The following is a 12393-nucleotide window of genomic DNA, read 5'->3' on the forward strand; positions in this document are numbered from 1 at the left end:
CGGTCCGGCGGGGCTACCCCTTCTGCTCCACCCGCACCCAGTCCACCTCGGCCTGCACTCCCCCGGCCGCGATCCGGTCCACACTGGACTGCGGCAGCCCCCAGTACGGGCTGGTGACCTGGTTCCAGCCCGCCGGGTAGGCCCCGCCGAGCGCGAGGTTCAGGATGACGTACTGGTCGTGGTCGAAGACCCAGGCGCCGCGGGTCGACTCCAGCTTGTTGCGGGTCGTCTCCTGGACCACCCGGTCGTCGACGGAGAACGTCATGCCCGTCGGCGTCCACTCCACCGCGTAGGTGTGCCACTGGTCGGCCCGGCCGCCGCCCGGGTACACCTGGCGCGCGCCGACGTTGCCGTCCGCCGAGTAGCCGGGGCCGTGCAGGGCACTGCTGGTCCAGTCGCCGTAGCCGATGTTCTCCATGATGTCGGTCTCGCCGGAGGCCGGCCAGGACACGGAGGGGTCGTCGACGTTGCTGCCGAGCAGCCAGAAGGCGGGCCAGAAGCCGTCGCCGACGGGGAGTCTCATGCGGGCGCTGACCCGGCCGTAGGTGAAGTCGAACTTCGTGTTGGTGTCGATGCGGCCGGACGTGAAGTCGTAGGTGCCGCCGCCTGCCTCGGTGCAGCCCTTGCAGTGATCGGCGCGCAGGACCAGGGCGCCGTTCTCCAGGCGGACGGTGTCGGCCGAGTCGACGTAGGCCTGCGACTCGCCGTTGACGGAGCCCATCTCCGTGCCGGTGCGGACGACGCGCCACTTGCCGCGGTCCAGGGCGGCCGAGGTGAAGTCGTCGAAGAACGTGGTCCGGTAGGTGCCGGACTGCTCACCGGGCAGCGCCGGGTAGGCGGCGGTCGCGCTGCCTCCGGTGCCCCAGACCTCGAACTCGTAGAGGGAGTAGCCGAACTGGGCGGTGGCGGGCGCCGGGTTGTAGAAGGAGCGGCGTTCCTTGCCGAGCATGCGGACGTAGCGGCCGGTGGCGGGCTGGGGCAGGCGCACGGTGTCGTGGCGGCCGGTGGCCTCGCCGGGGGACTTGACGTCGGCGCGGCGGGCGGCGACCTCGGCGGCGGAGGGGCGGTACACGGTGCGCCAGGTGCGGTTGTCGTCGGAGACCTGGAGCTCGTAGTCGACGGCATAGGCCGCCTCCCAGTACAGGTCCACGGTGTCGACGGTGGAGGTGGCGCCGAGGTCGACGGAGACCCAGCGGTCGGCGTTCCAGTCGCTGGACCAGCGGGTGGCGTCGCCCTTGAGGTCGGCGGGGCGGCCGCCGTCGGTGACGAACGCGGGTGAGTTCCCGGCGTGCTGGTAGACGTTCGAGTACGCGGGGTGGTGGAGGGCGAGGTTGGCGCGGGTGGCGGAGGCGGGGGCCGGTTCGCCGCCGTAGACCTTGAAGGAGTAGAGGGAGTAGCCGTAGGGGGTGGCGCGTTCGATGCCGCGCATGCGGACGTAGCGGGCCCGCACCTCCTGCGGGTAGGTGTGGGCGGTGACCGATCCGCCGGTGCCGGCGGTCTCGGTGTAGAAGGGCGTCCAGTCGGCGCCGTCGGTGGACGCCTCCAGGACGTATCTCTTGCCGTAGGCCGCTTCCCAGTCCAGGGTCACCCGGTCGACGCGGATCGTCGCGCCGAGGTCGACGCGGATCCAGGCGCCGTCGGTGAAGTCGCTGGACCAGCGGGTGCCGCCGTCGCCGTCGAAGGCGAGGCCGGGCGCGGTGCCGGCGTTCTCGCTCGCCGAGGCGGTGACCGCGCCGGGGTCGGTGGCGTACGCGGTGGCCGCGCGGTCGGTGTCCCAGGCCGCCGCGGCGACGGACGGTTGGGCGGCTGCCGGGGTGGGGGTGGTGAGGGACGGGACCGCGGCCAGCAGGGCGAGCGCGGTCAGGGCGGTGAGAAGGGTGCGGGGGGTACGGGACGGCATGCGGTTCCTCTCCTCGGGACGACTGGACAATGCCGTGAATGTGGTCATGTACCTGACAGGCCAGAACAGTTCGTGCGCACGGACCGTGGTGGGCGCGGACTCCCGCATCCGCACCCACCACGGGGTCTCAGGCGGCCCTGCGCTCCCTCCCGCGCGCCCGGCCGATGATGTCCGCGTAGTGGTGTCCGCTGCCCTTGATCGTGCGGACCTGGGTCGCGTAGTCGACGTGGACCAGGCCGAAGCGCTTGTCGTAGCCGTACGCCCACTCGAAGTTGTCCAGCAGCGACCACGCGAAGTACCCGGCCAGCGGGGCTCCCCTGCGGGCGGCGGAGGCACAGGCCGCGAGGTGGGCGGTCAGGTACGCCTGGCGCTCGGGGTCGTCGACGGTGCCGTCGGGACGGACCACGTCGGGGAAGGAGGAGCCGTTCTCGGTGACGTACAGCTTGCGCGGCCCGTACTCCTCGGTCAGGCGCAGCAGCAGGTCCTCGATCCCGCCGGCGTCGATCTCCCAGTCCATGCCGGTGCGCGGGACGCCGACGCGGCGGACGGTGCGCACGTGCGGGGCGGGGCCGGCTGGGTCGGCGGCGACGGTCTGGGGGAAGTAGTAGTTCAGGCCCAGCCAGTCCAGTTCGGCGCCGATGAGCCGCATGTCGCCGGGCCGCTCCGGGAGTTCGACGCCGTAGACCTCGCGCATGTCCTCCGGGAAGCCGCGGCCGTGGACCGGGTCCAGCCACCAGCGGTTGGTGTGGCCGTCCATGCGGCGGGCGGCGGCCAGGTCCTCCTCCCGGTCGGTGGCGGCGTGGATGGTGGAGAGGTTGTTGACGATGCCCACCCGCGCCTCCGGGGCCGCCGCGCGGATGGCCTCCATCGCCAGGCCGTGGCCCAGGAGCAGGTGGTAGGAGGCGCGGACGGCCGCCGTCAGATCGGTCCAGCCGGGGGCCATCTTGCCCTCCAGGTGCCCGATCCAGGCCGAGCACAGCGGCTCGTTGAGGGTGGCCCAGTGGCCGACGCGGTCCCCGAGGCGTTCGGCGACGACGGCGGCGTACGCGGCGAAGTGTTCGGCGGTCGCCCGCTCCGGCCAGCCGCCCCGGTCCTGGAGCGCCTGGGGCAGGTCCCAGTGGTAGAGGGTGACGGACGGGGTGATGCCGGCGGCCAGCAGGTCGTCGACGAGCCGGTCGTAGAAGGCCAGGCCCTTGGCGTTGACCGGGCCGTCGCCGCCCGGCAGGACGCGCGGCCAGGCGACGGAGAGGCGGTAGGCGTTGGTGCCCAGCCGCCGCATCAGCTCGATGTCCTCGTGGGTGCGGTGGTAGTGGTCGCAGGCGACGTCGCCGTGGTCGTTGTTGTCGATCTTCCCGGGGGTGTGCGAGAAGGTGTCCCAGATCGACGGCGAACGTCCGTCCTCCGCCACGGCTCCCTCGATCTGGTACGCCGATGTGGCCGTGCCCCACAGGAAGTCGTCCGGGAGTGCGGCGAAGTCGATGGTCACGAAGGTCCTTTCGGGGTGGGGGTGAAGGTGCTGGGGCATGCCGGTCACTTGACGGCTCCGGCCGTCAGGCCCGCCACCAGGTAGCGCTGGAGGAGCAGGAAGCCCGCGACCACGGGCACGCTCACGACCAGCGAGGCGGCCATGATCTGGTTCCAGTACACGTCGTTCTGCGTGGAGTAGCCCTGGAGTCCGACCGCGAGGGTGCGGGTGGCGTCGTTGGTCATCACCGAGGCGAACAGGACTTCGCCCCAGGCGGTCATGAAGGCGTAGACGGCGACCGCGACGATGCCGGGGATCGCGGCGGGCACGACGACCTTGAACAGGGCGCGCAGCGGCCCGCAGCCGTCCACCAGGGCCGCCTCGTCCAGGTCGCGGGGGACCGAGTCGAAGTACCCGATCAGCATCCAGATGGAGAAGGGCAGGGAGAAGGTCAGGTAGGTGAGGATGAGGCCGCCGCGGGAGCCGAACAGGGCGATGCCGGTGGCGTTGCCGATGTTGACGTAGATGAGGAACAGGGGCAGCAGGAAGAGGATGCCCGGGAACATCTGCGTGGACAGGACGGTCACCGAGAAGACCCGCTTGCCGCGGAACTCGTAGCGGCTGACGGCGTAGGCGGCGAAGACCGCGATGACGACGGAGCAGACGGTCGCCGCGCCCGCCACGATCAGCGAGTTCACGAAGTACTTCGCCAGCGGGACCGTCGACCAGATGTCGATGTACGGGCGGACGGTGAGGTTGCTCGGCAGCCAGTGGAACTGGCTGGAGACGTCCTCGAGCGGCTTCAGCGAACTGGACACCATGACGTACACCGGCAGCAGGACGAAGCCGGTGAGCAGGGTGAGGAAGACGCGGCGGGTCCAGGTGAAGGAGCGCGGCGCCGCCATCGGGGACCTAGACATCGGCCGTCTGCCTTTCCTCGTGCTTCCGCGGCGCTCGTGGGGTCCTGGCGGCCCGGGAGGTCACGAACAGGTACACGCCCGTCACCAGCAGCAGGAAGAGCAGCAGCAGGACCGACATCGCGGAGCCGGCGCCGAAGTTCCAGGTGACGAACGACGACTGGTAGATGTGGATGGAGATCAGGTCGGCGGCCTCCGGCGCCGCCTTGCCGAAGAGGACGAACGGCGTGTTGAAGTCGTTGAACGTCCACAGGAAGAGCACCAGGACGAGGACCTGGTTGACGGGGCGCAGCGACGGCAGGGTGATGCGGCGGATCTGCTGCCAGACGCCGGCGCCGTCGAGGGCGGCGGCCTCGTACAGCTCCTTGGGGATGTTCTGCAGGCCGGCCATGACGATGAGGAAGGCGAACGGCCAGCCCTTCCAGACGGACACGACGAGCAGCGCGACGAAGCTGTTGTCGCCGATCAGCCAGAAGGAGGGCTTGTCGGTGAGGCCCAGCTGGTCGTGCAGGACGTGGTTCACCAGGCCGTTGTCGTGCTGGAACATGAACGCCCAGGTGATGACGGCCGCGTAGACCGGCAGGGCGTACGGCACCAGGAAGATCGCGCGGAGCAGGCCCCGGCCGCGGAAGGCGTCCTGCATGCAGATCGCGGCGGCGGTGCCGATCAGCCAGCACAGGCCGACGGAGAGGATCGTGAAGGCGCAGGTGACGAGGAAGGAGTGGAGCAGCGCCTCGCCGACGGGGGCGTCGAAGTCCACCGACATGGTGAAGTTGTCGAGCCCGGTCCACGGGGCGGTGGTCCAGTCGCGGATGTAGAACTGGGTGAGTTCCTTGAAGCTCATCACGATGCCGATGACCATCGGCACCAGGTGGACGAGGAGTTCGAGGAACAGGGCCGGCAGGAGCAGCAGGTAGGGCAGGCCGATGCGGCGGATCCGCCCGGGGCGGCGGCGGGGTCCGCGCGCCGTCCCGGGGGAGCTCTTGCCGACCGTCCGCTCGCCGGGCTGCGCCGAGGCGGTCGTGGTGGTCATGGCGAGGTCCGTGTCCGTGTCGGAGTCGGTGGGGCCGGTTCGAAGTCGAAGGTCGGGGCGCTCACTTGTTGGGCATCTGCTGCTGTGCCTTGGCGAGCTTCTCCTTGACGGACTCGGTGGTCACCTCGCGTCCGTTCGCGGCGTCGGCGAAGAGTTCCTTGACGGCGGTGCCGACCGCGGTCTCGAACTGCGACTCGTCGGGCACCTGGGGCAGCGCCGCGGCACTGGTGGCGAGGGTCTCGCGCAGGACGGCGGTGGCCTGGGTGTTGAACGCCGGGTCGGACTGGGCGGCCTTGACCGGCGGGATGGAGCCGTAGGCCTTGTTGAGGAGCTTCTGCTCGGCGTCACCGGTCATGAACTTCACGAACTTGGTGGCGCCGTCGATGTTGTCGCTGTTCTTGAAGACGGCCATGTTGATGCCGGCGACCATGGAGTTGGTCGCCTGGCCGGCGCCGGGGGTGCCGGACGGGACGGGGGCGGGGGCGACGCCCCACTCGTCGTCCTTCATGCCCATGGTCTTGAAGGTGGCGGAGGCGGTCTGCCACAGCACCATCGCGGTCTTGCCCTTGGCGAAGTCGCTGAGGGACTGGTTCTGCGCGTACTCGGCGTTGCCGGGCGCGACGACCTTGTCCTGGGCCATCAGGTCGACGTACTGCTTGACGGCGGCCACGGCGCCGTCGGAGGTGAAGTCGGGCTTGCCGTCGGCGGTGAAGAAGTCGGCGCCGTGCTGCTTGGCGAGGACGAAGACCTGGTGGATGTTGTTGGACAGGTTGGAGCCCTCGGCGCCCAGGCCCCACTTGCCGTCCTTGGAGATCTTCTTGCCGGTCGCCACCAGCTCGTCCCAGGTGGCCGGGGGCTTGGTGATGCCGGCGTCGGCGAACATCTGCTTGTTGTAGTAGAGCGCGTAGGCCATCGAGTACAGCGGGACCGCGGCCGGGTCCTGGCCCTCGACGCCGGTGGAGCCGAGCGCCGAGTCGACGAAGCGGTCCCTGCCGCCGATCTTCTCGAAGTTCTTCGCGTCCCAGGGCAGCAGGGCGCCGGTCGCCTGGAGGGAGGCGCTCCAGGTGTTGCCGATGTTCAGGACGTCGGGGCCCTGTCCCGAGGTGGTGGCGGTGAGGATCCGGTTCAGCAGGTCGGACCAGGGCACGACCTCCAGCTTCACCTTGATGCCGGTCTCCTTCTCGAACTTGTCGAGTTCGGGCTGGAGGACCTTCTTGTCGACCTCGACGCTGGCGCCCTGGTTGGAGGCCCAGTAGGTGAGTTCCTTCGGCGAGTCGTTGGATCCGCCGCCCGAGGAGGAGCCCCCTCCGCAGGCCGTGGCGGCGAGTGCGAGAGACATGGTGACGGCGCCTACGGCCGCGGCTCGGATGCTGCGCATGGCTCCTGGGTTCCTTCCGGGAGTCGGTCGGTAAGTCCCGACGGCGGCTTCGGCTGTTTCCCTTCCGAAGCGCCTCATGGCTTAATTTAGGACGTGAGTTAAACCCCGAGAGAAAGACTCGTCAAGGTCTCGCACACGTTCGACGGGCGGGAGCGGGCGGCAGAGGAAGGGGCCGGATGGCCAGGCACGGCGGGCGCACGGTCCGTGACCTGCGGCGGGAGAGCCGCAGCACCGTTCTGCAACGGTTGTATTTCGACGGGCCGATGAGCCGGCTCGCGCTGGGCTCGGCGGCGGGCCTGAGTTCGGGTTCTGTCAGCAACGTGGTCGCGGAGCTGATGGCCGACGGACTGGTGGAGGAGGCGGGCACCCTCGGCGCGGACGGCGGCCGGCCGCGCACCCTGGTCCGCGTCGCGGCGGACCGCGGGCGCCTCGTCGGGGTCGACGTCGGCGAGACCCGTGTACGCGTGGAGCTCTTCGACCTGTCGATGTCCGAACTGGCCCGGACGGAACGCGCGTTGCCCGGTCACGGGTCACGCTCGTACGACGTCGGTGTCGTCGCCGGGCACATCCTCGACGGGGTCGCGGAGGTGCTCGGCGCCGACGGCACGGGCGGCCGGACGCAGGGCCGCGGTGAGCTGCTGGGGGTCGGCATCGGTGTCCCCGGCATCGTCGAGCACACGGCCGACGGCACCCTGGTGCACGGCCAGACCGTCGGCTGGGACGCGGCCCCGCTGGAGGCTCTGCTGCGGGACTCGGGCCGACTGCCCGCAGACGTACCGCTGTTCGTCGAGAACGGCGCCAGGACGCTGGGGCAGGCCGAGATGTGGTTCGGCGGGGGACGCGGCGCGCGCAACGCCGTGGTCGTGCTCTTCGGCTCCGGGGTCGGCGCGTGCGTCGTCACCGACGAGGTCGAGCAGGGGCGGGCGGTGGAGTGGGGGCACCTGACGGTACGGGTGCGCGGGCGCCGCTGCCGCTGCGGCGCCCGGGGCTGCCTGGAGGCGTACGCCGGGGCGGAGGCGCTGCTCGCGCGCTGGCGGGAGGCGGGCGGGCAGCCGCCGCCCGGCGTCGACGAGGAGGCCGCGCTGACCGCCATGCTGTCCGCGGCCAGGCCGGGGGACGGGGGCGAACCGGACCCGGTGGCGTCGCGGGTGCTCGCGGAGACCGCCGAGTACCTGGGCGCGGGGCTGGCCGACCTGGTCAACCTCTTCCAGCCCGAGCGGATCCTGGTGGGCGGCTGGGCCGGACTCCAACTGGGCCCCGTCTTCCTGGAGTCCGTACGGGCCCACACGCTCGCCCACGCCCTGCGGCACCCCGCCGCACGGGTGGGCATCGCGCTGGGCCGCCTGGGACCCGACGCGGTGACGGTGGGCGCCGCGATCCTGCCCCTGGCGGCGTTCTTCGCCCGCGGCGGCCGGCGTCCGCCGGTCGACTCCCCCGCGCCGGCCCCGGCGTGGCGGGCGGCCCTCGGGGGGAGGCTGGCGGGGCAGCGGGGCGAGGGTTCGGGCCGCGGCGGGGCCGTCGGTCCACCGCCCGCCGCTTTTGGCGGCCGTACGTGAGGCGGGCCGCGCGACTACCGCCGCCCCGGCTGCGCCAAGTCGGTGAGGAGGCCGTCGAGGGCCTTCGTGAGGGCCGCCGCGTTGGCCGGGTCGAACCAGGTGGTACGGATGCGCTCGTTGTTCCCCCTCGGCGTCTCGTGGTCGGCGGCGAGCCGGTCCAGCGAACGCGACTCGTCACCGAGGGAGCGGCCGACGCCCTGGAAGAGGCCGCGGACGTAGCGGTCCGCGTCGTCCGGGGCGATGCCGTGGCCCGCGGCCCAGGAAGCGAGCGTGGCGAGATACGCGTAGTGGGTGGTGAGCGTCCCGGTCAGCGCGGACAGGACGTCGAACGCCGCCTCGTCCGCGACGGGGAGCGCCCCGCCCAACTGCTCGAAGAAGGAGTCCACCTCGGGGTGCGAGGGGTACACCACCGTGACGGAACGGCGCTCGCGGATGGTCGGCAGGGGGATGGCCCGGACCAGCGGGGCGTTGGTGCCGAGCGTCTCGCGCAGGTTGTCGTTGCTTACCCCTGCCATCACGTTGACCAGGATCTTGTCGTCCCCCACATGCACTCCGGCGAGTGCGTCGCCGCACTGCTCGCGGCGCATCGCGAGGATCACGATCTCGGAGCGGTCCACCACTTCCTGGTTGTCGCCGCACACCATTACACCCTCGTGGCGCTCGGCCAGCTCCGCGGCCGTGCGGGCACTCCGCGGGGAGAGGAACACCTCCGGCGCAGCGCCGCCGTGATGCACACCCGTCACGACGGCTCTGCCGATCTCGCCCACTCCGACGATGCCGATGCGTTTCACCGTGTTCTCCTCCGATGTCATTCCGGTCGGGGTCGCCACCACAGCCGTGTGACGGCCAGGAGGCCTGCCAGGCAGGGTGCCACGAGTGCCCGGCCCAGCGCCGACGGCAGGCCCGTCGCACCGGAGGTGTCCTTGGCGAGCAGCCCGGTCGACCCGGCGCTCGCGCCGAGCGCGAACAGCACGGTCGCGGCCGACCGGGCCCATGGCTTGCCCACCCTGACGGCCCATATCGACCAGAGCCGGGCGAGAGCGCCGAGGGCTCCGACGACGGTCAGCAGGACCAGGCAGGTGGTGACGGCCGAGTCGATCCGGGTCTGCGGGTACGTGGGACAACCGGCCCTGATGTGGTCGGCCAGCAGATGGCCGCCGGCCAGTTCCGCGTACGGGGCCGCCGCCACGACGACGGTCAGCCCCAGCCCGGCGTACATCGCTCCGAGTGCCCCTCGGCCATGGCTTGTTGTGTTCACCGCTCCGCTCTGCGTTGCCTCGTGTCGAATGCGTTCCGCGGTCACGCCGTCAGGGCCGCACGGAGGAAGGCGTGGATCTCCGACCGGGCCGCCCCGGCCCGCGGTTCCACACCGGGCAGGGTCAGGAACGCGTGCCCCGCTCCTCGGTGTTCGTCGAGTCGTACGGGCGTCCCGGCCGTGCGCAGCCGATCGGCATACCGGCGCCCGTGATCGGCCAGCGGGTCGCGGGTCGGCACCACGATCAGCGCGGGGGCGAGACCGCTCAGGTCGTCCGCGTACAGCGGCGAGAAGGCGCGGGCGTCGGTTCCCGGCGGGACGGCGAGCCGCTCCAGGAGCCTGAGTTGGGGCATAGCGAGGGTCGGGGTGTCCACGTGTTCGGCGATCGAGGGGTAGTCGTACATCGCCGCGGTCAGGTCGACCGCGGGGTTGACCAGCACCTGCGCCCTGAGCCGCAGGCCGTCGTCCCGGGCGCGGATCGCAGTCAGGGCGCTGATCAGTGCGCCGAAGCTCTCGCCGAAGACGGCCGTGCGCGACGGGTCGACGCCCCACCGCTCGGCGTGGCTCCACACATGCCGCAGTACGTCCCAGCCGTCGTCCGCGGCGTCCGTGAGCGTGCTGCCCGGGGCGACGAGACGGTGCTCGACCGAGACGACGACCGCGGGCAGTCGGGCCGCGAGGTGGCTGTTGGTCCAGTCGCACTGCGCCGCCGTGCCGACGAAGCTGCCTCCGTGGACGTGGACCACGAGCGGCAGACCTGTCCGGTCGGCGGCTTCGCCTTCGGCCGTCGGCAGCGGCCGGTACACCCTCACCGGGAGGTCGCGGCCCGGCAGCGCGACGTGCTGCCACCGGATCGCGGCTCCCGGGTCCGGTTCCCCGAGGATGGCCCGCGCCGGACCTGACGTCCGGTAGCGGTTCTCCGCCGCGCGGTAGGCGATGAGTTCCTCGGTCGTGATCGCGTCGAAGTCCGGTAGCGGCGGTCGTGCCACAGCAGCGCTCTCGTTCATGTCCACCTCTCCCCTTCGCCTCCCCCTGCCGTTCCGTTCCTCCGGCAAGCATGCGTCCTCAGTATGCACGCGGTGCGTGCAATGGCAAGTGCATGGGTTAGACTACTCCCGACGAGAGGGGCAAGATGGCAGGCCGAAGGCGTTGGTCGACCGAGCAGATCCTGGATGCGGCGGCGGAGCTGCTGCTCGCGGGCGACGCCGAGACGTTCAGCGTGCGCAAGCTCGCCGCGGCGCTGGGGACCGACTCCTCCAGCCTCTACCGGCACTTCCGCAACAAGACCGAGCTGCTGCGCGCGGTCGCCGACCGGATCCTGCTGTCCGCCATGGACGGCTACCGGCCCGAGGGTGACTGGAAGCAGCGCCTCACCGCCGTGGCCCTGCGACTGCGGGAGGCCTTCGGGCAGCAGCCGCAGCTCGCCGCGGTCTGGGGGCGCCACGGGTCCGGCGGCACGGGTTCCCGGCTGATGATGGAAGAGGTGCTGCGGGCCCTGCGCGCCTCGGGCCTGCCCGACGACGAGGTCCCGGCGCGCTACCACCGGCTCGTGATCCTGATCTCCTCGCTGATCACCGCCGAGGGCGGATTCGGCGCCGTCGGCGCCGAGGAGCACGAGCAGGGCATGGAGCAGTTCCGGGTCGCGGTGCTGGGCGCCGACCCCGAGCGTTTCCCCGCGCTGGCCCACTTCGCCCGTGAGATCCGCCCGCTGGGCGCGGACCGCGGCGCCGCCTTCGCGGAGATCCTCGCCGCCCACCTCGCCCACATCGAGGCCGCGATCCCCTGACCCGGACCGCCCGCGCTACGCCGAGTCCCGTACCACCAGCTCCGGGTCGAAGATCACCGACGTGGGCTCGCCGCGGGTGCCCCTGATGTGTTCGTCGAGGAGGCGTGCCATCGTGGCCGCCATCTCCTCCACCGGCTGCCGCACGGTGGTCAGCCGGGGCCGGCAGGTGACGGCCACGCTGGAGTCGTCGAAACCGACGACCGCGACGTCCTGCGGCACCCGGCGTCCATGGTCGCGCAGCACCTGGACGGCGCCCTGGGCCATCAGGTCGTTGGCGGTGAACACGCCGTCGGTGTCGGGGTGTTCGGCGAGCAGTGACGTCATCGCGGCCATGCCGCTGTCCACCGTGAAGCCGCCCTCGGCCACCGGCACGTACGGGTGCCCGTGCCGGGCCAGGGTGTCGCGGAAGCCGGCCAGGCGCTCCTGGCTGGCCGCGACCGCCAGCGGGCCCGCGACGGTGGCTATCCGGCGGCACCCCCGCTCCAGCAGGTGCTCGGCCGCGAGCCGGCCGCCGTCGCGGTGGGCCAGGTCGACGTAGCTGAGCGGCACGGGGCGGCCCGGACGGGCGAACAGCACCGCCGGCAGTCCGGCGCCGGCGAGCAGCGCGGGCAGCGGGTCGTCGGGGTGCGTGGACACCACCAGCGCTCCGTCCGCGCCGCCCTGCCTGAGGTAGGCCACGACCTCCTGCCGGGCCTCGGGCGTCTCGGCGAACATCAGCACCGGATGCATCCTGCGGGGCCTCAGGTGCCCGACCACGCCGCCGACGACGCGGCCGAAGAACGGGTCGGCGAAGACCCGCGTGGCGAACGCGTTCTGCTCCGTGTCCGAGGCGTCGCCCGCGCCCGAGACGACCAGCGCGACGGTGGTCGTACGCCGGGTCACCAGCTGCCTGGCGGCCTGGTTGGGTGCGTACCCCGTCCGTTCGATGGCCCGGCGGACCAGGTCCTGGATGGCCGGGTCCACGTTGCGGACGCCGTTGACCACCCGCGAGACGGTGGCCCGGGAGACACCGGCCTCCCGGGCCACGTCCTCCAGGGTCGGGGCCTGTCTGCTCATGCCCGCACCCTAACCGGCCGGGTCAGGCGCACGGTAGAGCGCTCTCC

Annotated in this window: 11 protein-coding genes; 2 read left to right on the forward strand and 9 right to left on the reverse strand. The window is 71.8% G+C overall.

The window, feature by feature from the left end:
• Positions 1-13: 13 nt before the first annotated feature.
• The 5 genes from ACFYZ3_RS13900 to ACFYZ3_RS13920 all read right to left on the reverse strand — a co-directional run bounded on the left by ACFYZ3_RS13900 (position 14) and on the right by ACFYZ3_RS13920 (position 6693).
• Positions 14-1900, reverse strand: coding sequence for a discoidin domain-containing protein (locus ACFYZ3_RS13900; RefSeq protein ID WP_388516361.1), 1887 nt, complete (start codon positions 1898-1900; stop codon positions 14-16).
• 127 nt (positions 1901-2027) lie between these two features.
• Positions 2028-3425, reverse strand: a complete 1398-nt coding sequence (locus tag ACFYZ3_RS13905) for a GH1 family beta-glucosidase (RefSeq protein WP_388516364.1) — start codon at positions 3423-3425, stop codon at positions 2028-2030.
• Between the two features lie 5 nt (positions 3426-3430).
• On the reverse strand, positions 3431-4270 hold the full coding sequence (locus ACFYZ3_RS13910) for a carbohydrate ABC transporter permease (protein ID WP_076977271.1): 840 nt from the start codon (positions 4268-4270) through the stop codon (positions 3431-3433).
• Positions 4271-4277: 7 nt separating this feature from the next.
• Positions 4278-5315, reverse strand: coding sequence for a carbohydrate ABC transporter permease (locus ACFYZ3_RS13915; RefSeq protein ID WP_388516367.1), 1038 nt, complete (start codon positions 5313-5315; stop codon positions 4278-4280).
• A gap of 61 nt (positions 5316-5376) precedes the next feature.
• Positions 5377-6693: an ABC transporter substrate-binding protein gene (locus ACFYZ3_RS13920; protein ID WP_388516370.1), complete on the reverse strand. Its 1317-nt coding sequence runs from the start codon at positions 6691-6693 to the stop codon at positions 5377-5379.
• A gap of 176 nt (positions 6694-6869) precedes the next feature.
• Between ACFYZ3_RS13920 and ACFYZ3_RS13925 the strand changes: the two genes are divergently transcribed.
• Entirely contained in the window at positions 6870-8249 is a 1380-nt protein-coding gene (locus ACFYZ3_RS13925) for an ROK family protein (RefSeq protein ID WP_388516373.1), read from the forward strand.
• Between the two features lie 14 nt (positions 8250-8263).
• Here the strand turns inward: ACFYZ3_RS13925 and ACFYZ3_RS13930 are convergent, their stop codons facing one another.
• From ACFYZ3_RS13930 to ACFYZ3_RS13940, 3 genes are all read right to left on the reverse strand, one after another.
• Complete coding sequence (locus ACFYZ3_RS13930) at positions 8264-9040, reverse strand: NAD(P)-binding domain-containing protein (protein ID WP_388516376.1); 777 nt, start codon at positions 9038-9040, stop codon at positions 8264-8266.
• A gap of 17 nt (positions 9041-9057) precedes the next feature.
• Positions 9058-9468 carry a hypothetical protein gene (locus ACFYZ3_RS13935; protein WP_388516379.1) on the reverse strand — a complete coding sequence of 137 codons (411 nt, stop codon included), beginning with the start codon at positions 9466-9468 and terminating at the stop codon, positions 9058-9060.
• 80 nt (positions 9469-9548) lie between these two features.
• Entirely contained in the window at positions 9549-10511 is a 963-nt protein-coding gene (locus ACFYZ3_RS13940) for an alpha/beta hydrolase (RefSeq protein WP_388516382.1), read from the reverse strand.
• A 125-nt stretch (positions 10512-10636) separates the two neighbouring features.
• On the opposite strand from ACFYZ3_RS13940, the gene ACFYZ3_RS13945 reads away from it, so the two are divergent.
• On the forward strand, positions 10637-11290 hold the full coding sequence (locus ACFYZ3_RS13945) for a TetR/AcrR family transcriptional regulator (protein ID WP_388516385.1): 654 nt from the start codon (positions 10637-10639) through the stop codon (positions 11288-11290).
• Positions 11291-11305: 15 nt separating this feature from the next.
• On the opposite strand, the gene ACFYZ3_RS13950 is transcribed toward ACFYZ3_RS13945, so the two are convergent.
• The gene (locus tag ACFYZ3_RS13950; protein WP_388516388.1) at positions 11306-12346 is read right to left on the reverse strand and encodes a LacI family DNA-binding transcriptional regulator; all 1041 of its coding nucleotides are present in this window, start codon (positions 12344-12346) and stop codon (positions 11306-11308) included.
• Positions 12347-12393 lie beyond the last annotated feature (47 nt).

The sequence above is a fragment of the Streptomyces sp. NPDC001599 genome (assembly GCF_042893535.1).
Classification (GTDB): Bacteria; Actinomycetota; Actinomycetes; order Streptomycetales; family Streptomycetaceae; genus Streptomyces.